Source organism: Bacillus sp. PK5-006 (assembly GCF_054161415.1).
The window spans coordinates 1,134,715-1,154,780 of record NZ_CP096414.1 but is presented as its reverse complement, the minus strand read 5'-3'; the positions used below and the strand labels follow the sequence as shown (position 1 = coordinate 1,154,780).

The 20,066-nt window shown below is 42.0% G+C and carries 22 protein-coding genes and 2 other annotated features; of the genes, 2 read left to right on the top strand and 20 right to left on the bottom strand.

All coding sequences use genetic code 11. The features are described from left to right. Nucleotides 1–254: 254 nt before the first annotated feature. Nucleotides 255–1,343 carry a M42 family metallopeptidase gene (locus M1D84_RS05925; protein ID WP_024425723.1) on the bottom strand — a complete coding sequence of 363 codons (1,089 nt, stop codon included), beginning with the start codon at nucleotides 1,341–1,343 and terminating at the stop codon, nucleotides 255–257. A gap of 179 nt (nucleotides 1,344–1,522) precedes the next feature. Between M1D84_RS05925 and M1D84_RS05920 the strand changes: the two genes are divergently transcribed. After that, complete coding sequence (locus tag M1D84_RS05920; protein WP_024426127.1) at nucleotides 1,523–1,927, top strand: hypothetical protein; 405 nt, start codon at nucleotides 1,523–1,525, stop codon at nucleotides 1,925–1,927. A 17-nt stretch (nucleotides 1,928–1,944) separates the two neighbouring features. Here M1D84_RS05920 and M1D84_RS05915 read toward each other — a convergent pair whose 3' ends face one another. The 8 genes from M1D84_RS05915 to M1D84_RS05880 form a co-directional block, all read right to left on the bottom strand. After that, the gene (locus M1D84_RS05915; protein WP_024426128.1) at nucleotides 1,945–2,211 is read right to left on the bottom strand and encodes a DUF1294 domain-containing protein; all 267 of its coding nucleotides are present in this window, start codon (nucleotides 2,209–2,211) and stop codon (nucleotides 1,945–1,947) included. Between the two features lie 63 nt (nucleotides 2,212–2,274). Further along, a complete protein-coding gene (gene rplT / locus M1D84_RS05910) occupies nucleotides 2,275–2,634 on the bottom strand; it encodes a 50S ribosomal protein L20 (RefSeq protein ID WP_007501659.1) in 360 nt (119 codons plus the stop codon). A gap of 31 nt (nucleotides 2,635–2,665) precedes the next feature. Then, on the bottom strand, nucleotides 2,666–2,866 hold the full coding sequence (gene rpmI, locus M1D84_RS05905) for a 50S ribosomal protein L35 (protein ID WP_003216324.1): 201 nt from the start codon (nucleotides 2,864–2,866) through the stop codon (nucleotides 2,666–2,668). A 24-nt stretch (nucleotides 2,867–2,890) separates the two neighbouring features. Beyond that, on the bottom strand, nucleotides 2,891–3,406 hold the full coding sequence (infC, locus tag M1D84_RS05900; RefSeq protein ID WP_024425720.1) for a translation initiation factor IF-3: 516 nt from the start codon (nucleotides 3,404–3,406) through the stop codon (nucleotides 2,891–2,893). A 71-nt stretch (nucleotides 3,407–3,477) separates the two neighbouring features. Further along, nucleotides 3,478–3,609, bottom strand: a sequence feature (ribosomal protein L20 leader region). A gap of 128 nt (nucleotides 3,610–3,737) precedes the next feature. Further along, entirely contained in the window at nucleotides 3,738–4,433 is a 696-nt protein-coding gene (gene lrgB, locus M1D84_RS05895) for an antiholin-like protein LrgB (protein ID WP_024425719.1), read from the bottom strand. A 14-nt stretch (nucleotides 4,434–4,447) separates the two neighbouring features. Continuing rightward, entirely contained in the window at nucleotides 4,448–4,891 is a 444-nt protein-coding gene (gene lrgA / locus M1D84_RS05890; protein WP_024425718.1) for an antiholin-like murein hydrolase modulator LrgA, read from the bottom strand. 137 nt (nucleotides 4,892–5,028) lie between these two features. Next, on the bottom strand, nucleotides 5,029–5,766 hold the full coding sequence (locus tag M1D84_RS05885; protein WP_024425717.1) for a LytR/AlgR family response regulator transcription factor: 738 nt from the start codon (nucleotides 5,764–5,766) through the stop codon (nucleotides 5,029–5,031). Further along, a complete protein-coding gene (locus M1D84_RS05880) occupies nucleotides 5,763–7,520 on the bottom strand; it encodes a sensor histidine kinase (protein WP_257803011.1) in 1,758 nt (585 codons plus the stop codon). Before M1D84_RS05880 ends, M1D84_RS05885 begins: the two co-directional genes overlap by 4 nt. A gap of 176 nt (nucleotides 7,521–7,696) precedes the next feature. Between M1D84_RS05880 and M1D84_RS05875 the strand changes: the two genes are divergently transcribed. After that, complete coding sequence (locus tag M1D84_RS05875) at nucleotides 7,697–8,476, top strand: HAD family hydrolase (RefSeq protein ID WP_024426132.1); 780 nt, start codon at nucleotides 7,697–7,699, stop codon at nucleotides 8,474–8,476. Nucleotides 8,477–8,539: 63 nt separating this feature from the next. Here the strand turns inward: M1D84_RS05875 and M1D84_RS05870 are convergent. The 11 genes from M1D84_RS05870 to M1D84_RS05820 form a co-directional block, all read right to left on the bottom strand. Next, nucleotides 8,540–9,690, bottom strand: a protein-coding gene (locus M1D84_RS05870; RefSeq protein ID WP_149125941.1) for an IS3 family transposase whose coding sequence is annotated in 2 segments (ribosomal slippage) — nucleotides 8,540–9,417 and nucleotides 9,417–9,690 — 1,152 coding nt in all. Because the reading frame shifts where the segments join, the coding sequence is not laid out codon by codon here. Between the two features lie 129 nt (nucleotides 9,691–9,819). After that, entirely contained in the window at nucleotides 9,820–10,740 is a 921-nt protein-coding gene (locus M1D84_RS05865) for a methyl-accepting chemotaxis protein (RefSeq protein WP_332285441.1), read from the bottom strand. A 156-nt stretch (nucleotides 10,741–10,896) separates the two neighbouring features. Beyond that, nucleotides 10,897–12,837, bottom strand: coding sequence for a threonine--tRNA ligase (thrS, locus tag M1D84_RS05860; RefSeq protein ID WP_024426134.1), 1,941 nt, complete (start codon nucleotides 12,835–12,837; stop codon nucleotides 10,897–10,899). Between the two features lie 46 nt (nucleotides 12,838–12,883). Further along, nucleotides 12,884–13,131 (bottom strand) — a binding site (T-box leader). A gap of 43 nt (nucleotides 13,132–13,174) precedes the next feature. Then, entirely contained in the window at nucleotides 13,175–14,044 is an 870-nt protein-coding gene (gene ytxC / locus M1D84_RS05855; RefSeq protein ID WP_024425712.1) for a putative sporulation protein YtxC, read from the bottom strand. Nucleotides 14,045–14,104: 60 nt separating this feature from the next. Continuing rightward, entirely contained in the window at nucleotides 14,105–14,743 is a 639-nt protein-coding gene (locus M1D84_RS05850; protein ID WP_024426136.1) for a TVP38/TMEM64 family protein, read from the bottom strand. A gap of 33 nt (nucleotides 14,744–14,776) precedes the next feature. Next, on the bottom strand, nucleotides 14,777–15,706 hold the full coding sequence (gene dnaI, locus M1D84_RS05845; protein ID WP_024425710.1) for a primosomal protein DnaI: 930 nt from the start codon (nucleotides 15,704–15,706) through the stop codon (nucleotides 14,777–14,779). A 16-nt stretch (nucleotides 15,707–15,722) separates the two neighbouring features. Beyond that, nucleotides 15,723–17,147, bottom strand: a complete 1,425-nt coding sequence (locus M1D84_RS05840; RefSeq protein WP_024426137.1) for a replication initiation and membrane attachment family protein — start codon at nucleotides 17,145–17,147, stop codon at nucleotides 15,723–15,725. A gap of 101 nt (nucleotides 17,148–17,248) precedes the next feature. Further along, a complete protein-coding gene (gene nrdR, locus M1D84_RS05835) occupies nucleotides 17,249–17,707 on the bottom strand; it encodes a transcriptional regulator NrdR (protein ID WP_003216720.1) in 459 nt (152 codons plus the stop codon). 4 nt (nucleotides 17,708–17,711) lie between these two features. Further along, a complete protein-coding gene (locus tag M1D84_RS05830; protein WP_024425708.1) occupies nucleotides 17,712–18,098 on the bottom strand; it encodes a hypothetical protein in 387 nt (128 codons plus the stop codon). Nucleotides 18,099–18,281: 183 nt separating this feature from the next. Next, nucleotides 18,282–18,662 carry an adenosylmethionine decarboxylase gene (speD, locus tag M1D84_RS05825; RefSeq protein WP_003216492.1) on the bottom strand — a complete coding sequence of 127 codons (381 nt, stop codon included), beginning with the start codon at nucleotides 18,660–18,662 and terminating at the stop codon, nucleotides 18,282–18,284. Between the two features lie 235 nt (nucleotides 18,663–18,897). Continuing rightward, nucleotides 18,898–19,920 (bottom strand): glyceraldehyde-3-phosphate dehydrogenase, encoded by a 1,023-nt coding sequence (locus tag M1D84_RS05820; RefSeq protein WP_024425707.1) that lies wholly within the window; start codon nucleotides 19,918–19,920, stop codon nucleotides 18,898–18,900. Nucleotides 19,921–20,066 lie beyond the last annotated feature (146 nt).

The following is a 20,066-nucleotide window of genomic DNA, read 5'->3' as shown; positions in this document are numbered from 1 at the left end:
AATAATGTGTTTATTCTTAAGGTAGCTTCACCTACTTCCATAAACTCTCTTTTGACAGGGCATTCTAGCTCTGTCCTTTTTATTGCTTTCATCTTACAAAAATAAACGCTCGATCACATGTGCCTTATTCACTAGGAAACACTCTCTCCTTTTACCAAAAACAGTTCTTTTGGCTCAACTTGAACACACCGTTCATTTCCTGGGAAATTCAATAAAAAAAGCCTTTCCCCTGTACTGAGGAAAGGCATTCTTACTTAAGAACCGTACGTAATCTGTTCAACGGTTTTTTGATCAAGTCTTTTGATCACTTCTGTTAAAAGCTTCACTGCATTTTCATAATCATCTCGGTGAATCATTGCAGCATGGGTATGAATATATCTGCTCGGAATCCCGATAGATAGTGATGGAACTCCATGACCTGTTAAATGAATACCGCCAGCATCTGTCCCGCCGCCAGGCATTGAGTCATATTGATAAGGAATGTTCAGCTCATCAGCTGTTTGGACAACAAAATCACGAAGTCCTTTATGAGAGACCATTGAAGCATCAAATACAACAATCGTTGGGCCTTTGCCAAGTTTGCTAGTTGCTTCTTTCTCAGTGATGCCTGGTGTATCTCCTGCTACACCTACATCAATGGCAAATCCAATATCGGGCTGAATTGTAGCCGCTGCTGTTTTGGCTCCGCGCAGGCCTACTTCCTCTTGGACAGTTGCGACGCTGTAAGCAATATTCTCATGCTGAGCATTGTGTAAGTTTTTCATGACATCAATGGCCACTGCACAGCCAATGCGGTTGTCCCATGCTTTTGCAAGGAGCATTTTTTCATCATTCATGACTGTAAACTCAAAGTAAGGAACGATTTGATCTCCAGGCAGCACGCCCCACTCCATTGCCTGTTCTTTGCTTGACGCCCCAATATCAATAAACATATCCGTAATCTCAATTGACTTTTTACGAGCTTCAGGTGACAAGACGTGTGGTGGCTTTGAACCAATTACCCCTGTGATCTCTCCCTTTTTCGTCACAATGGTGACACGCTGGGCGAGCATGACTTGTGACCACCAGCCGCCGACTGTTTGAAAACGAATGTAGCCTTTGTCATCAATTTTTGTCACCATGAATCCTACTTCATCTAAGTGACCAGCGAGCATAATTTTAGGTCCGTTTGCGTTTCCTTCCTTTTTAGCGATCAAGCTGCCAAGGCGGTCTGTAGAGACTTCATCTGCATATGATTCTATGTATGTCTGCATGACTTTTTTGACATCACGTTCATTTCCTGGAATCCCTTTTGCATCCGTTAGGTCTTTCAGCATAGTTAATGTTTGATCGAGCTTTGTCATTCCATTTATCCTCCTTTATCTTCATGGTGCATTCTTATTATACAAAACCTCTTTCGTTCAATACGATCTTTTTATGAATATTTTTTCGTTTTACGAAATATTTTTTTAAAAAAAGTTGAAACCTTTTGGCGATTTCATTCGTAGTACATCAGATAACGGTATTGGAGGTGCATCCTGTCATGTTTGTAATCCTCATGAGACTAGCTCTTGTTGCACTGCTTGTCTACATCTTCTACATGGCGGTAAAATTCTTCTCAAATCCGAGAAGAAAGCTGAAACAAGCACAATTAAAAGAAGGCTTTTATTTTATGGACGAACAGCAAAATGCGCGCAAAAATTTTAATTTCGTCTATAAAGGTGTCTTGTTTGAAGGGGAGAAGCATGTTCCTTCTAAGGATCATCCTCTGTTTGTCCACTCCATTTACGTTTGGACGGAGTCACCTGAGAAGCTGAGTGAATTTACATTAGAAGACTTTGAAAAACTGGAGGAAAACATAATCGAGCGTTATCCTCAAACAAAAATTGATTGGGATCAGCCTATTAAAAAAATCAAACAAAAAAAAGGAGCAGACACGCCGTCCTAATGGCGTCTGCTCCTTTTTCAAATAACTTGGATATATCCCAATAGAATCAACTGCAAAATAATTAATACAGGCATGCCGATTTGAAAGGCGGGATGCTTTGTTTTATGCCGGAAATACTGCATTCCTAGATACGATCCGGCAGCGCCAAAAAGAACCGCAGCACTCCATAAATGCGCCTCTGAAATTCTCCATTTATGTGCTTTGGCCCGGCGTTTGTCCTCACCCATGAGAAAAAAGCCGTAGCCATTCACTAAAATAAGCAGCAGGATCAAAGCCATATTCATTCATTTCACCTCACATGATGAGAAAAAAAGATCACCCCTCGAAGGAATGATCTTTTATAAAACTTACTTGTCTAGTTGTGCTTTTGCAGCATCAGCAAGCTGATTGAATGCATTTAGGTCATTCACAGCAAGGTCAGCAAGCATTTTGCGGTTTACTTCGATACCAGAAAGCTTTAAGCCATGCATTAAACGGCTGTAAGAAAGACCGTTCATACGAGCTGCAGCGTTGATACGAGTGATCCATAGTTTACGGAAGTCACGTTTTTTCTGACGACGGTCACGGAAAGCGTAGTTTCCAGATTTCATCACCTGTTGGTTTGCTACTTTGTATAATCTATGTTTTGAACCGAAATAACCTTTTGCTAATTTAAGAACCTTTTTACGACGCTGACGCGACACAGTTCCGCCTTTTACTCTTGGCATTGTAATTCCCTCCTATGATTCCTATTCCAAATTACTTGATGTTTGCAAGTTGTTGTTTGATACGTTTGAAATCTCCAGCACTTACGATTGCGCTCTTACGCAATTTACGTTTTTGCTTTGTAGATTTGTTAGCGAACAAGTGACTTGTGTACGCATGAGAACGTTTAAGTTTACCAGAACCTGTTTTTTTGAAACGTTTAGCAGATCCGCGGTGAGTTTTCATTTTTGGCATTGGATGTTTCCTCCCTCTGTTACTTTACTTTTCGACTTTTGGTGCAAGCATGAGGAACATGCTGCGTCCGTCCATCTTAGGTTTTGTTTCTACTGTTGCTACTTCAGCGCAAGCTTCAGAGAAACGGTCTAACACGCGCTGTCCGATTTCTTTATGCGTAATCGCACGGCCTTTAAAACGGATAGAAGCTTTCACTTTATCTCCCTTTTCAAGGAATTTGATTGCATTACGGAGCTTCGTGTTAAAATCATGTTCATCGATTGTCGGGCTCAACCGAACTTCTTTTAAGCTAATGATTTTTTGATTCTTACGTGCCTCTTTTTCCTTCTTCTGCTGTTCGAATCGGAACTTACCATAGTCCATGATTCGGCAAACAGGTGGTTTTGCATTTGCAGCAACTAACACAAGGTCAAGATTAGCTTTAGCAGCAATTTCCAGAGCTTCCTGGCGGGTTTTAATCCCAAGCTGATCGCCATTTTGTCCGATCAAACGAACTTCACGCGCACGAATACCTTCATTAACTAATTGATCTTTGCTAATAGTGAGCCACCTCCATGAGATTTTGAATTGAGTTCACAATTCATTTTGACCATTTCGTTGTATGTTTTACAGGCAAACAAAAAGTGTGGGCATATAAAACACCCACACTGCGAACATTTGCATGAAAAAATAAATGTACGGTCAACCTGTCAACTACAAACATGTGTCAATCAGGTGAGAAGCGGGTGCTTCTGCTTGTGATATCTATTCAATTCGTTAACTATTCTACACAATTTTCATTTGTCCGTCAAGTAACCGAACTCTTGAAACAACTTTTTCAGTTTAACATGATGAGACGAATTGGGCAAGACTTTTTCACACCATGACGGCATCAAAGAATCAACTGCATAAAGATTGGGATGACGATAACGGTCACAACTCCTACGACTACAACGGCGATACTTGCCATCGCTGCTTCTACTTCTCCCATCTCAATTCCAACAGAAACCCCAAGCGCATGTCCTGAAGTACCAAGTGCAAGACCTTTTGCCACTGGGTTTTTAATGCGAAACAATTTTAAGAAGAAAGCACCTAGTGCATAGACAATGACTGCGTTAAATATGACCGCAAAGGCTGTGATATCTGCGATTCCGCCAATATCCTTTGCAATTGGAAGAGCAATCGCTGTTGTCGCTGCTTGTGGAAGCATGCTTTTCATCACAGCCGCATCTAAATGAATTCCTTTTGCTACGAGATATACGATCGTAATAGAACAAAGTGAACCTACAAAAATAGCAGATAAAATTTGCCACCAATATTTTTTAAGCAAGGCTCGCTGCTTATAAAGCGGGATAGCGAAAGCAATCGTGGCAGGCTCTAAGAAAAATTTGATAATCTTGCCGCCCTCATTATAATCTGCGTAGGAAAAACCGCCAACTTTCAAAAATAAAATGCCTAGTACCATCGCCACAAACAGCGGGGTGAACAAGAAAAAGCCTTTTGATTTTTTAAATAAGAATGTCCCTATTCCAAAAGCGACCAATGAGACGACAATGCCAAAATAAGGGCTCATCGTACTTGTACCCATTTTGCATCTCTCCTTTAATGCGTACTTGAAGCTGGTTTATTTGAATGAGAAGGAGCAGATTTACTCTCCTTTGTCTCTTTACGTTTCTGCGGTCTTTCTGATAATTGCATGAGAAGCTGCGAAAACAGCCCTGTCGCTGCAAGTAGCATAATGGTTGCAATGATAATGACACCGACGACTTGCACACCTACTTCTTGCATGACACCTAATGATTGAATAACGGAGATCCCAGAGGGAACAAATAGAAAGCTAATGAGTCCTGTCAATGATGTACCTAATTGCTCCACCTGCTCTAGTTTGACGATTTTCGTTGTTAACAAAACAAATAATAGAACCAAACCAATGACGGATGCGGGCATCGGAATCGGTAAATACATTGAAATGAGATTAGAAACGAACATTACGGTTGCAAAAATAAATGCTTGAGATAGAAATCCATATACTTTCGTGGCACTCATGCCCCTTCACCTCTTTCTTCGACTGCCCTCAGTATAGGGCATGAAATAAATGAATGAAGCGTTTACAATAAAACTCGCTGGATTCAATGACTGAAATGCAAAAAACGAGTATTGAAATACAAACAAAAAAAGCCCTCCTACTCTAGCAGGAGCGACTTCTTTAATTCTTTCGCATATGTACGGCTGACAGGAATGATGGAACCGTCTGTCATATGCAGATTATACGTCGAATTAAACCACGGCTGTACTTCTTTCATATGAGAGGTATTCACGATATAGCTGCGATGAACCCTCATAAAGTATGCCTCAGGAAGTTTCTTTTCAATGACCACAAGCGGTTCTGAGACCTCATACATGTGATTCTTTGTTTTCACGACCTTTTTCCCCTCGCTGAGTCCTACATACATGATCTCTTCAACTTGCAGGATCACAATTGAGTCATCGACTGAGATCGCTAATTTTTGCTGGCGGGGCGCTTTCTCATCTGACAGCTGGTGCTCTTGCGTCTCAACAGATTTCCATTTTTTAAACTTCTGGATGGTCTGGAGCAGCCGCTCTTCATCAAATGGTTTTGTTAAGTAATCAAGCGCACTTACCTCAAACGCCTTCAGCGCATATTGATCAAAGGCTGTCGCAAATACAACCGCTGGCGGATCAGACATCCGGTTGAGCCTTTTGGCAATATCAAATCCGTTCTCACCAGATAAATCAATGTCTAAAAAGAGCAGATCCGGCTTATGGTCGACCATCCGGTCAAAAGCAGATTCTATATTTTCTGCTTCCTCTATTTGAACATCCTCTTTCGTTCTTCGTAATAAGTATTTTAATTCATCTCTTGCTAACACTTCATCATCTACGATTAATACTTTCATCAACGAGAATCATCCTTTTTTACATAGTCCATCGGAATGCGAAATGAGATGTCAGTGCCTTGGTCACTATGAATGGATAAAGCGGCTTGTCTGCCAAAAATTCCTCTTAACCGCTGATCTAAATTAAAAAGGGCCGTCCCTGTTCCTTCTAGTGATTTGACAGGCGCTTTTAATAGCTGAGCCATCTTATCATCTTCAATCCCCTGTCCATTATCTGTCACTTTCATATAAACATGCCCATCTTTCATCAAAGCGGATACGATGACTTCACAATTCGTTTGATGTTTAGGAAAAGCATGTCTCACTGCGTTTTCAACAAGCACCTGAAGCACAAAGGGCGGAATCATCACCTGCTCCAGCTCCTTTTCAATTTGAAAGGTCACATGGTACTTATTTGGAAACCTTGCTTGTTCGAGTGATAAATATGCCTCCACATGCTGAATCTCTTTATGCATTGGAATCAGCAGCTGGCGAGCACCTTGCATATTTGAACGAAAATAAATACTTAGCTGCAGCAGCAGCTTCCTTGCCATCTCCACATTGGTTCTGCATAAAACAGAGATGGTATTAATGGCGTTAAATAAAAAGTGCGGGTTCACTTGTGCTTGAAGTGCTTTAATTTCTGCATCTTTTAGCAGGCGGCTTTGAGTTTCCGCCTCCCCAAGCTCAAGCTGTGTGGAAAACAGCATCGCCAAACCTTCTGCAAGCTCCTCTTCCACCCTGCTTAATCCGACCGGAGAATTGAAATACATTTTTAACGTTCCAATCGTTTGACCGTTAGAAGTGAGCGGCAGCACGATTGCGGCTTCAAGAGGGCAATGGGCGACTGAACAATTGATTTCGTCCTTCGAATGTGCCTTCATAATCTTGCCGCTCATCAATACTTGTTTCGACAGCCCCGTAATCAAGCTTTTAGATGGAATATGATGATCTGCTCCATCTCCGACATGCGCTAAAATCTTTTCTGTGTCTGTTAAGGAGACCGCATCTGTTTCAGTCAACCGATGAATGATCTCCGCCACACTTTTACATGACTGTTCATTTAACCCTTGGCGGAAAAAAGGCAGTGTTTGATCGGCGATCGAAAATACTCGATGTGTCTGCATCGCTTTTGCCTGCTCTTCTTGCCGAATGACTGACTGTAAAATAGATAAAAAGATAAAGCTGCCGATTCCATTTACGAAGATCATCGGCAAAGCGATGATACTGACAAGCCCCCATGCATCCGCAAATGGCCTTGCAAACAGAAGGATAATGATCATCTGTAATGATTCCATCGCTACACCAAAAAGAGCTGCTTGGCGAGGTGTGACCATTCGATTTCTCCGCTTAAATCTGCTGCCGACATAGCCTGCAATGACACCCGCTAAAATGGAAGAAATCGCACAGCTGAGCGCGGTGCTTCCTCCTAGGGTATAGCGATGGATTCCAGCTAAAAGCCCTGCACCAATCCCTACAAACGGCCCCCCGATCAAGCCACCCATTTCGATCCCCATAATTCTCGTATTGGCGATAGAGCTGGACGAGCCAAGATGATAAGAAAACTCATGATTCATGACAATTTGCTGCTGGATTTCAATTCCTGTGTAATTGCTGATCATACTAAAAGAAGCAAAAATGAAGACTAGGATTGCCTTTTTCCTAAATCCTTGATTATGTAGCAATAGATTGCGAAAGCCCTTCACATGGGCAAGCACAAATCCTAAAATAACGATGATCCCCACACGCTCGATCATCATGATAATTAAATGAAGCAAACCGGCCACCTCAAATGATGTATGTCATATCTATTGTCTTTCTATTCTATCATGTGCGGTCAATGATCAAATATCTCTCAAATCTTTTCTTTATTGCCCTCTTCTTCTATTGTAAAATGAACATGAGCCTGTCACTTGCAATTGAAGGTAACACATACATAACAAGGGAGAAGATCATGAAAGCCGTATTTTTCGATTTAGATGATACTTTGCTTTGGGATGAAAAAAGCATTCATACAACTTTTCAAGAAACTTGCCGGGAAGCGGAAAAGAAATATGGACTTGATCCAGAATCGTTTGAACAGATTGTACGTGAAGAAGCAAGAAAGCTGTACTCTTCCTATGAAACATATGATTATACTGTCATGATCGGCATTAATCCTTTCGAAGGACTGTGGTCCAATTTTAGTGAACCGATTAGCGAAGGCTTTCAAAAGCTGAACGCCATTGCACCAGAGTATCGTAAAAACGCTTGGACCAACGGCTTAAAGACAGCGGGAATTGACGATGAGGCATTTGGACAATATTTGGCTGATTTCTTTGCAGCAGAACGCAGAAAACGCCCATATGTCTATGAAGAAACATACCCTGTTTTAAACCGCCTGAAAGGCAGCTACGAATTGCTCCTTTTAACAAACGGAGATCCTAGCCTTCAAAAGGAGAAACTGGCAGGTGTTCCTGAGCTTGCACCTTATTTTAACGAAATCGTGATTTCAGGAGATTACGGGAAAGGCAAACCTGACCCGGGTATCTTTGAGCACTGCCTTCAGCTGTTAAACTTAACAAAAGACGAAGTGATCATGGTTGGAGATAATCCGAAAACAGATATTCTCGGCGCATCTCGCGTTGGCATCCAAACCGTTTGGATCAATCGCCATGGCAAGAAAAATGAAACAGATGTGACGCCTGATTATGAAATCAAAGACTTACATGAATTGTTTGATATATTAAAATAGAACAAAAAAACACCCTTCTCCTGGGGACTGACCCCCGTTTTTGAGACAGGGATCAAAACACCTTTATACAGCCAATTGCCGATAGTTGATCGGTGATTGGTTGTTTAGTTTTGTTTGAATACGAATGTTGTTATAATAATAAATGTATTCTTTGACAGTGCGTTCTACGATGGTGGTCGTAGTTCGATCAATGCTGTTAAGATAGAACGTTTCAGACTTTAGCGAGGAATGAAACGATTCGATGGAGGCATTATCAGCGGGCGTCCCTTTACGGGACATGCTCATGGTAATGCCTTTTATATGAACAGCTTTCTGATACTCGTAAGATGTATACACAGAACCTTGGTCGCTATGTAACACACAGTTTTCAGGCAGTGCTGGGAGCTGATCAAGTGTGTTTAAAATAAAGTCTGTGTCCTGCTTATCACCAATCGTAAACGCAATCACTTCTCCATTATATAAATCCAATATACTGGAAAGGTACAATTGTTTCTGTCCATAAGGCAAATACGTGATGTCCGTTACTAGTTTTTCAAGAGGGCGATCAGACTGAAAGTTCCGATCCAGTATATTACCAGCCACAGCATAGGGCTGCCCATTTTTCTTACGCTTTTTCATTTTAACCCGGCACTGCCACTGGTTTTTCTGCATGATACGTTGAACAGTTTTATGGTTAATAAGCATTCTCACTTTTAGTAAGGCTGTGATTTTTCGGTATCCATACCGATACTTGTGCTCTCGGCACAACGTGCCGATTTGTTTCTCTAGTTGTCTTTTAGAATGATTCTGATTCAGATTCTTTTTCCATCTATAGTACGAAGCGCGTGAGACGCCTAAATGGACACAGATGTCCTGTACTGTCATTGTTTTGCACAATTCTTCTACCAGTTTAATTGACGTTTCCTTATCAACTTCCTTTCCAATTCGTTGTACTTTTTTAAAACTTCATTCTGTTGACTCAGATAGCGATTTTCTGCCTGCAGTCTCTCTAATTCGGAAGAGTACTCGGGACCCTTTCTATGGGTATATTGTTTTCCAACAGGCTGTTCGAACCGGTGTGTATCCCCAGCCTTATGCCACCTCACCCATGTCTGAACCTGCGTTTTATTTTTGATATTCAATTCCCGCAAGATCTCTTTCATTGATACGCCTGCCAATCTCATTTCTACAGCCTTCTGTTTGACTTCAACCGGATAACTCACTCTTGTCCCCATAGAAAAAACACCTCCATGTTTTATTTCGGATCACAACGATCCGTTTTCAAACTTGAAGGTGTTTTTTATTTGTCTCATCTTATGGGGTCAGTCCCCCTGACGAGATTGGGTGTTTTTGTATTTTTAGAGCTATATGATTGCCGCTAGACTTTGCGCTTGCCGGTCTAAGCCGCGTGCTGCTTCTCCTACAACGATGAATTCCTCACTTGCCTGCTTTACAAGATCCCGGTTTGTAAACACGGTTGTCTTTGCCCGGCTTGTGCCGCTGCTGACTTTCTCTACTTCTGCATGGATCGCCTTCACATATTGATCTACCTTGACGATCGCTTCTTTTGAATTTGTCGCAAGCTTTCGAATCTCTGCTGCCACTACACTAAAGCCATTTCCATAGGAACCCGCATGTGCCGCTTCTATTGCTGCATTTAAGGCGAGCAGCTGGGTTTGTGAAGAAATGCTGTTGATGGTTGCCGCAATGGAGCTGATGGACTCTACCTGCTCCGTTAATCCTTTTAACAAGCTCATATTTTGATCGGTTTCGTTTGCTATATGATCAAAGGAGGCATTGACACTTTGACTATGCTGAATGCCAATTTCTGCTCGTTCCATTAATTTCGCAGACATCTCCTTTAGGTCTTCTACGACTTGCTTCATTGTATGTTCTCTCTCCGTAATATCTGTTGCCACTTTCACAATACCCACTACAGTTCCTTCTTCATCTTGAACAGGTGAATATGTCGCTTCAAGCCATAAGCTGCTGCCGTTTTTTGTGATCCGCTGCACTTTTTCCTGAAAGACTTGACCTTCTCTCAAACGCTTCCAAAACATGTGATAGCTCGTGTGTTCTATAATATGTGGAGGACAGAACTGTCTATGTTTAAGACCGATCATCTCTTCTTTAGAATATCCCATGGCTTTTGCAAAAATATCGTTCACCCATAGAACTTCACCTGTCACATTAAATTCAATCATTGCCAGCGAGTGCTCTAATGCACGAAGAACAGCTGATTGCTCCAATACATGTGACGATAAATTGTTTGTTGTTTGCATCATCGCTTTCATTCCCCCAATTTGTCTCGAACCAATAGTACATACTTACCCTTACTTTTGTACTATCTAAACGTCTCTTTTTAGGAATTGGATCACTAGTGGAGGTGTTCTCCAAAAAGAAAAAGCCAGTGATCTAAAGAGAATCACTGGCTGTGCTTATTATTTCTTTGCTTCTGCTACTGCATGTTTCACAAAGGCTTCAAGATCCATTGTTTCTGAATCTTGTTCCCCGTATTTTCTTACATTGACAGCGCCATTTTCTGCTTCTTGATCTCCGACGACAAGCATGTACGGAATCTTTTGCATTTGCGCTTCTCTAATTTTGTAACCAATTTTTTCATCGCGGCTGTCAAGCTCTACACGAAGACCTTCAAGCTGCAAACGTTCTTGTACTTTTTTCGCATAGTCTAAATGAACAGACGGTGAAACTGGGATGACTTGGAATTGTACAGGTGCCAGCCATGTTGGAAGGGCTCCTTTGTATTCTTCAATTAAGAAGGCAACGAAGCGTTCCATTGTAGAAACAACGCCTCTATGAATCACGACTGGACGATGGTGCTTTCCATCTTCTCCGATATATGTGAGATCAAAGCGTTCTGGAAGTAAGAAATCAAGCTGTACAGTGGATAATGTCTCTTCTTTTCCAAGAGCTGTCTTCACTTGTACATCAAGCTTCGGCCCATAAAATGCCGCTTCGCCTTCTGCTTCATAGTAGTCGTGACCAAGCTCGTCCATTGCATCTTTCAGCATCGATTGTGCTTTATTCCACATCGCATCGTCATCGAAATACTTCTCAGTATCTTCTGGATCACGATAAGACAAGCGGAATGTGTAGTCATTCAAGCCAAAGTCTTGATACACTTCTTCAATTAAACGAACTGTACGGATGAACTCGTCTTTGATTTGATCTGGACGAACAAAGATGTGTGCATCGTTTAATGTCATACCGCGGACACGCTGAAGGCCGGATAAGGCACCTGACATTTCATAGCGGTGCATTGTACCAAGCTCTGCAATACGAATTGGCAATTCGCGATAGCTGTGCGGCTCGTTTTTGTAAATCATCATATGGTGCGGACAGTTCATCGGACGAAGAACAAGATCTTCGTTGTCCATTTCCATTACTGGGAACATGTCTTCTTGATAATGCGCCCAGTGTCCTGATGTTTTATACAATTCAACACTTGCAAGAACTGGTGTGTACACATGTTCATAGCCAAGACGCACTTCTTTATCGACAATGTAACGCTCAATGACGCGGCGGATTGTAGCGCCTTTTGGCAGCCAAAGCGGAAGTCCTTGACCAACCTTTTGGGAATTCGCAAACAGTTTCAGCTCTTTTCCAAGCTTACGGTGATCGCGTTCTTTCGCTTCTTCCAGCAGACGTAAGTGTTCATTTAAATCTTCTTTGCTGAAGAAAGCTGTTCCGTAAATACGCTGAAGCATTTGGTTGTTACTGTCACCTCTCCAGTATGCACCAGCAAGGCTTAACAGTTTAAACTCTTTGATTTTCCCTGTAGACGGCAAGTGAATCCCGCGGCAGAGGTCAAAGAATTCACCCTGCTCATAAATCGTCACAGCTTCACCTTCTGGAATCGCCTCTAACAGCTCAAGCTTCAATTCATCACCAATTGCTTCAAAGCGCTTTTTCGCTTCTTCTCTTGATACTTCAATTCGCTCAATTGGCAGATTGCTGTTAATGATTTTCTTCATTTCTTTTTCAATCTTTGGTAAGTCTTCAGGTGTGATGGCAACATCGATGTCCACATCGTAGTAGAAGCCATTTTCGATGACAGGACCTACGCCAAACTGAACGTGATGCTCTTTTCCATACAGGCGTTTGATCGCCTGCGCTAGCAAATGTGCTGTGCTGTGGCGCATAATGTCGAGTGCTTCTTCACTTTTATCTGTGATGATCTCGATTGTTCCACTTTCTAATAGCGGCGTACGCAGATCTATTTCTTTACCGTTCAATTTACCGGCAAGTGCTTTTTTCTTTAGGCCCGGGCTAATTGATGCCGCGATGTCTTCTGTTGTAGCTGTTTTGTCAAACTCCTTGACTGCTCCATCTGGAAATGTAAGTTGAATTTGTTCTGACATCTCTGGTCACTCCTTTTTTTGGCAATATAAAAACCCCGCCCCCCTGGAAAGGGACGAGGTTGAATAAACGGAATCGTGGTTCCACCCTTTTTCCCGTATTTGCAGCTTGCTTTTTCATAAGCAAATACGGCTTGCGGTTCGATAACGGGAATTCCCGTCAGCCATTACTAAAAAGTTCACAGCTGATGTTCAAAGGTGGTAAAGCAAATGGTCCTCTGCTAGGAAGCTTTCAGCCGCGGCTTCCCTCTCTTTAAGCGGGTGTTCATTTGTTCATGTCCTTATCAATACGGTCTCTGTATGAAGTTACACCGTATTATAAAACGTTTTTTCGTGAAAATCAAGAAAGCTTTTCACTTTTCTTGTTGAAATGAGCATGTACAAATTGAACATTCTGCTCTTGGAATGAATGAGACGGGAACACCTCGACCCTTTCTTGAAAAATATTTTGAATGGTTTGCACCATCGAGTGACCTGTATCATTTGTAAATAGGTCAATTTTTTGCGGTGCAATGGAGACAAGCGGTGCAATCAGCTGCGAATCAATATACATTGGATGCTCTCTTACAAACTGTCTGTCTATGTATTGTTTTTGATCACGCTCAGAAGCGTAGCGAAATTCCCAAATCACCAGGCGGTCCTGATGCACAACATGTACTTTTTCGAGCCTAGGCTCTCTTGCCATCACATAGTCACGAAGCGATTGAATGAAGTTTTGATACTCCTGCTCCATTTTGTATTCTTCAATGGACACTTCAACATAGTTCTTCAGCCTTCGGTCATACTCTGACAGCCTAAATGTCATAAATGAACCAATTGAAAAAACGCCTTGCTGTAAAGAAATCGCCTCAAGCTCCTTTTTTAAAAGGGCTTCTCTTGACGGGTCTTGCTGAATGCCGGGAATATCATCTAAATCCCCGTTCATGATACTGTGTGCGATGGAAAGAATTTGGTGCTGCTCTTCAGGATCTTTAAACAAATAGGTGTTTTCAAGGATGCTGCGCATGCGCTCATTTTCTTTGCATTCCAAAAAAAAGTGAACCAATAATGGCCGCACAATGTGCTCAAGTGCTTCTTCGGATTCCTTCGCCTCTATGAGAAGCCGGTCTTTCCCTTGTTGAATTGACATGTGATGCCGACTGTCTAAGTGTTCAGCAAGATGTAAAAAAGCGGCGGTATCATATTCATCTTCAAAGATTATTTCAAGCATGTTTGTCCCCCCTAACGACATCTGTTACATATATATGGGGGGAACATAAAAAATAGACGCCTAAAATAAATCAGGCATCTTTCTTTTTAAAATGAGTGGAACAGAGATAAAGATCAAATAAATCAAACAAACAACCACTAAGGCGGCATAATTGCCGCTGACAAAGCTTGAGCCGAGAACATTTAACGCAATTGTCCCCGGTATTAAGCCTAAAAAGGTGGCTGTCACAAATGCACGATAATTTGCACGTGAAGCAGCTGCCGCATAGCTGACAAAATCAAAGTGAATCGGTGCAATACGCAATAACAAAATATAAAGAAAACCATGCTCCTGAATGCGGGACGTCACCGCTTTGAGCTTTCGGCTGTTTGATTCCGTTTCCTTCTTTTTTGCACGAAAGGTTGAAGCAATCATGAAAGAGCCTGTTGCCCCGGCTGTCGCTCCAATGAGGGCATAAATCGTCCCAAGGACACTGCCGAATGCCAAACCTGCCGCCAAAGAAAAGACGGTAATCGGGACGAGAACAAACGGGCGGAAAAGAGATAAGAAAAGAAAAACAAAGGGAGCCAGCATCCCAAATTGAAGCACCCAATTCTTCACATCTTTCGGCGCCAGCTGAAGATGCTGTTTATTCAGCCACCACAGCGCAGCAGCAAGAATGCCAATCACAAGAAAAAGCAGCCATTTTCTTTTGTTCATTTCATTTGCTCCTCCTTCAGGTGACATACGCTTTTATAAATGACGGCGGTTTTCTCCTTCGAGCAACACTGGCTCTGCTAAATAGAGAATCCGTTCCATTAAACGAGCGGCTTTGACCTCTTCTTTTTCTCCCCGCTGTGAGTACGTAAAGTGATGCTTCAGCTCGTTTGGTGAGAAATTAGAAGAGAAAAATGTCGGCAGCTGCTCTGCCATACGGTATTGTAAGATCGTACCGAGCAGTTCATCCCGCACCCAGCTTGTCATCGATTCTGCCCCAATATCATCAAGCATTAAAATAGGAGTGGACTTGACCATATTCAGCTTTTCTTCTAGCGTATGATCGGCTAATGAATTTTTTAACTCTCTTACAAATTCAGGCACGTAAACAAGGAGAGATGGGTATTCTTTCTCCGCTAGCTGCTGCGCAATAGCTGCCAGTATATACGTTTTTCCTACTCCAAACTTTCCGTGTAAATACAAGCCTTTTCCTTTTCCAGTCTCATCATAGCTTTGGAGGAATTGACCTACTTTTTGAATGACCTCTTGTCTCCCCACAACGTTCAGATCAGCGAACGTCGCTTGAAGGACATTTTGCGGAATATACATGCTTTTCATCAGCTCTTGCTGTTTCTTCTGTCTATCGAGCCGCAGCTTGACTGGGCAAGGAGAATATTCAATATCAATACTCTGACCTTTGATCACAAGCTTCGGGTGATACCCATCTAAAATCGCATTAACGTTTTCGTCATCTAAGCAGTAAGAGCAGCCCTTCGACTGCTGCACATATTCAAAGAGCCGGTTCAAGCTGCGATTGATCATGTCTTCATGTATCTCTTCTTGATGCTTCTGTAAAAAAGCCTTCACATCTTCATCAGATAACACACTTTCTTTAATCTGATTGTATCTCACGCGAAAATCTACTCGTCCTTTTAGCTGTTCAAATGAACGACCGATCGGTTTCATCCCATCTCACCTCACCTTAATGTGCATTGTACTTTTTCATATTTTTAAACTGATCTAACAGTTTTTCTTTTTCTCGTTCGAGGTCTTCTGTAGACAGATTGTCCGTTTGCTCTTTTGCCGGCTGTTCTTTTGTTTCGGTTTCTTTCATCCAGTCAGGCAGTTTCTCTTCCCGGACAACTTTTCCTGTACCATATGGGCTGCGCTGCTTTTTCTGCTGCGCCCACTCTGTCATTTGTCTGTTCTCTTCTTTGGCAATTTTCATGGCCGCTGCTACGGTTTTGATTTTCTTCCTCACCCAATGAGCGGCGATTTTTTGCATATATGTTTTTGACAGCTTCATATCTGTTTTGAGTAATGTATAGTAGATGAGAACATTCATGACACCTGGCTCTAGCTGCTGCTCGAGCATGATATCTTCGACAATTCTTAAGTCGGCATACGTTGGCTCAATACCATCTGCCATGTCTTTTAGCAGCTCTCTAGGCGAAATATGATCCAGTTTTTCAATCAATTTTGCATCTGGAGTATCAGCCGCCGGCGTCTTTGAAGCATCTTGGCGCAAGTGTCTTGGCTGTTTTTGATCAATCAGCTTTGGCTGTTCGCCTCTGTATTCAATTTGGTACCAGTCTCTTGCTGCTTTTCTCAGCTCTTCTGTTGAGATCATTTGATCCGAACCGCATGCACCTGCTACAATATTTTGCATTTGAAGCGGGGTGATGCCGTATACAACAGCTAACTTCTTAATTGTTTCTTTTACCTGCTTTGTCAAAGCCTTTCTTGGAATCATCATGTCAGACATACCTGCTAATAATAGATCGAAATCAAAGGATTCGTCTGAGAGCGGTGCCGGCTGACTCGATCCAACGGTCACATATTCATAGCCTTGATCAAGCGATGACGCCTGATGAATTTCTTCTGTCATCTTGCGCTCGCCTGGCTGCAATACGTGAAAGACTTCTTCAAACGACCGTGAAATGTTCTTTGCTTCTGCAGGAACACCTGGATAGGAGAAATAATCACGCAGCTGCATATATTTTGCTTTCTCAACCCGATGGTACAGCAGGACATTCAGCATACCATCTTGGAAAAACTCATCTGGTCTTAGCGGCGGTACAAGCTCATATGTAAACAGTCTGCCTTCTTCCGTTTCCTGTTCATATGTGCGGAGTAAGCCGATCGCTTCAAGCTTTAAACGTTCCTCAAAAATATCATTTAAATTCGTCTGCAGCATGACCATGAGCTGCCGATGAGGTGCAGGTTTCCCCCACATACGATTTTGTTCCAGCTCACCCCACAGCGTCATGTATAAGCTGAAAGCGGACATGCCAATAAGCGGCTGATATAAAAGAGTGATGAGCTGTCTATCGATGTCACCGAGCAATGAAGCGCTTTTGACGACATACGGATCGACGGCTAGCACTTCCTTCCAATGCTCTGTCATATGCTGATCCTCCCCATGAATTGCGATTGTTTCCATTGTACACTCTTTTTACGTTTTACGCTTTACGCAGGAAAAAGAGCATGAAGAATCTCCAGCTCTTTTTAGCGTTCTTTCTTTAATAGATCTTTTAATTCATCAATAAAAACATTGATGTCTTTAAACTGCCGATAAACCGAGGCAAACCTGACGTAAGACACTTCATCAATTTTCGCCAGCTCGTCCATGACCATTTCACCTACAAGCTCGCTTTTCACCTCTGACATGCCTTGATTGCGCAGTTCTTTTTCGATATTAAAGCAGACATCCTCCAGCTGCTTTAAAGCGACAGGACGCTTTTCACACGCTTTGATGAGTCCTCTCAGCATTTTTTCCCGGCTGAATTCTTCTCGAATCCCTTCTTTTTTCACCACAATCAGCGGTAATTCTTCTAATTTTTCAAACGTCGTAAAGCGATATTGGCAGCTTTCGCACTCTCTTCTACGACGGATGGATTTCCCTTCATCTACTGGTCTTGAATCAAGCACCCTTGTGCCAAGGTGCTGACATGTGGGACATTTCATTTCATCAGCTCCGATCTATTCTTGGAAGTTGTTTGTCTAGTTCATCATAAAGGGACAGAACGGTCTTTTGACTATAGCCGAAATCTGTTGGCAGGGCCGTTTCTGTTGTCACATTAAAATCGACAGCTGTTTCAAAAGGACGAATTGAAATGACAGTCGCCACGAGAAAGGCTTTTTTCGGCAATCGTATGTTTGCGCTGATTTCACCTCGTTCTGCTGAAACAGATGTCACTTGATAAGAATCGCTTCGGGAAAGAATGGTTTCCACCGCTTGAAAAACTTGTGCATTCGTCGATTTGTAGTAATGGCTTTTCAGTTCTGACACTGGATGCTCGTCAGATGTTTCTGTATGGTTTGACATGAATCGCTTAAACTTTTGTCTTAAAGTCATACACGTATCCCCTTTGCCATAATGCCTCTTTCTTTATTTTATAAAAAAAACCTTTGTTTTCCTAGAACAAAAGTATAGACAAGCTGGGGAATGTTGGATTTTTTATCAAAAAAATATAAAAAGGAGCATAACACAAAGGCATTCAATGCTTTTGGCCAGCTCCCATTGCAATCTTTTTTATGTTTACAGTGCTTTGGCTTGTGCCTGTTTTACTTGTACAGGTCCCATGCCTCGAGGAATTTCGATGTTTTCTCTTGTTTCAGCACCTAATTCATCTCCGATATGATCTGCTGCAATATTCGGATCTAGGTCACCGCAAGTATAAACATCTATGCTCGCATAACCATGTTCAGGAAAGCTGTGAATTGTCAGATGAGATTCAGAAATAATGACAACTCCACTTACTCCTTGAGGTGCAAATTTGTGAAAAGCAACCTCTCTTACCTCAGCTCCTGATTTCAAAGCTGCATTTACAAACGTTTTTTCAATAAAATCCATGTCGTTCAGTTTATCACAGTCGCATCCCCATAGCTCGGAGATAACGTGACGTCCGATTGTTTCCATCATGGACCCCCCTTTAAACAAGAATGAAAGAGTGAAGTTCTAAGCAGCCGGACCGGACATATACCACGGGGGAAAGTTAGTCCTAAGAGGTCCTAACCCTTTAAGTATACCCGAATGAGTCTGCGAACAAGAAGTTCACGAAAAATAGTATACTTTGTTTAGACCCATTTTGCAAGCTGTGTTTTTAGTGGGATTTTCTCTCATTTCTTGAAAAGGGACGATCGTCTTCTTCATTTCAAACAGCAGACAGCTCTTTCATCTGTGCGCCGACAAACTTTACAAGGTCAACCACTCGGCATGAATAACCCCATTCATTGTCATACCATGCAAGAACTTTCACTTTTCTCCCTTCCATTACCATCGTTGTCAGTCCATCAACGACTGCTGAATAAGGATTTGTGTTAAAGTCCGTAGAAACAAGCGGCTCATCTGTGTAATCTAAAATACCGGCAAGAGATGTTTTAGATGCATTCGAGAAGGCTGCATTGACTTCTTCGGCTGTCACATCTTTTTTCAAGTCAACGACAAGATCAACCATCGACACATTGGAAACTGGTACGCGAAGTGCAAGTCCATGTAATTTCCCTTTCATGTGCGGAAGCACTAAAGAAAGCGCTTTAGCGGCACCCGTCGTAGTTGGAATAATGGACTGAGCACATGCTCTCGCCCGGCGCAGATCCTTATGCGGGTTATCGATATTTTTTTGATCATTTGTATAAGCATGAACCGTTGTCATTAAACCATTGTCGATGCCAAATTCATCATCTAACAGTTTCACAACTGGTGCTAAACAGTTTGTTGTACAAGATGCGTTTGAAATAATGACGTGCTTTTCAGGATCAAGATCATCCTCATTGACACCCATCACAATCGTAATGTCTTCATTTTTGCCTGGAGCTGTTAGAACGACTTTTTTCGCTCCGGCATCTATATGGCCCATCGCTTGATCTTTTGAATTAAATTTACCTGTTGCTTCAATGACGATATCAATCCCAAGCTCTCCCCATGGAAGCTGCTTTGGATCTCTATTATTAAGCAAAAGAACTCTTTTGCCATTCACAATCAAGGCGTCATCTTCTGCTGTCACATCACATTCGTAACGTCCATGATTTGTATCATATTTAATTAAATGTGCTAGCGTTTCGGCAGGATAGCTTGCGTTCACCGCTACAATTTGAATTTGATCATCAAGCATTGCTTTTCTGAAGACCATGCGTCCAATTCTGCCAAACCCATTGATCGCTGCTTTTACCTTCATGAACAGGTCACTCCTCTATTATGTGTTATACTCAATAAATTTATTTATGAAATTAGTATATCACATTAGAATGTAATTGCCAGTATATAAACGTATATTTTCTAAAAAGGGCTGTTCTTTTCAAAGGAAATCAGAATAAAGCATAA

Bases quoted from the DNA above. Each gene is read 5' to 3' on its own strand.
- nrdR (WP_003216720.1), bottom strand. From the start codon at position 17,707: ATGAAATGTCCCACATGTCAGCACCTTGGCACAAGGGTGCTTGATTCA.
- M1D84_RS05830 (WP_024425708.1), bottom strand. From the start codon at position 18,098: ATGACTTTAAGACAAAAGTTTAAGCGATTCATGTCAAACCATACAGAA.
- M1D84_RS05875 (WP_024426132.1), top strand. From the start codon at position 7,697: ATGAAAGCCGTATTTTTCGATTTAGATGATACTTTGCTTTGGGATGAA.
- rplT (WP_007501659.1), bottom strand. From the start codon at position 2,634: ATGCCAAGAGTAAAAGGCGGAACTGTGTCGCGTCAGCGTCGTAAAAAG.
- dnaI (WP_024425710.1), bottom strand. From the start codon at position 15,706: ATGAAACCGATCGGTCGTTCATTTGAACAGCTAAAAGGACGAGTAGAT.
- M1D84_RS05820 (WP_024425707.1), bottom strand. From the start codon at position 19,920: ATGAAGGTAAAAGCAGCGATCAATGGGTTTGGCAGAATTGGACGCATG.
- M1D84_RS05840 (WP_024426137.1), bottom strand. From the start codon at position 17,147: ATGACAGAGCATTGGAAGGAAGTGCTAGCCGTCGATCCGTATGTCGTC.
- rpmI (WP_003216324.1), bottom strand. From the start codon at position 2,866: ATGCCAAAAATGAAAACTCACCGCGGATCTGCTAAACGTTTCAAAAAA.
- speD (WP_003216492.1), bottom strand. From the start codon at position 18,662: ATGGAAACAATCGGACGTCACGTTATCTCCGAGCTATGGGGATGCGAC.
- M1D84_RS05850 (WP_024426136.1), bottom strand. From the start codon at position 14,743: ATGAACAAAAGAAAATGGCTGCTTTTTCTTGTGATTGGCATTCTTGCT.
- lrgB (WP_024425719.1), bottom strand. From the start codon at position 4,433: ATGGGTACAAGTACGATGAGCCCTTATTTTGGCATTGTCGTCTCATTG.
- M1D84_RS05920 (WP_024426127.1), top strand. From the start codon at position 1,523: ATGTTTGTAATCCTCATGAGACTAGCTCTTGTTGCACTGCTTGTCTAC.
- M1D84_RS05915 (WP_024426128.1), bottom strand. From the start codon at position 2,211: ATGAATATGGCTTTGATCCTGCTGCTTATTTTAGTGAATGGCTACGGC.
- M1D84_RS05865 (WP_332285441.1), bottom strand. From the start codon at position 10,740: ATGATGCAAACAACAAACAATTTATCGTCACATGTATTGGAGCAATCA.
- lrgA (WP_024425718.1), bottom strand. From the start codon at position 4,891: ATGAGTGCCACGAAAGTATATGGATTTCTATCTCAAGCATTTATTTTT.
- ytxC (WP_024425712.1), bottom strand. From the start codon at position 14,044: ATGCTTGAAATAATCTTTGAAGATGAATATGATACCGCCGCTTTTTTA.
- thrS (WP_024426134.1), bottom strand. From the start codon at position 12,837: ATGTCAGAACAAATTCAACTTACATTTCCAGATGGAGCAGTCAAGGAG.
- M1D84_RS05925 (WP_024425723.1), bottom strand. From the start codon at position 1,343: ATGACAAAGCTCGATCAAACATTAACTATGCTGAAAGACCTAACGGAT.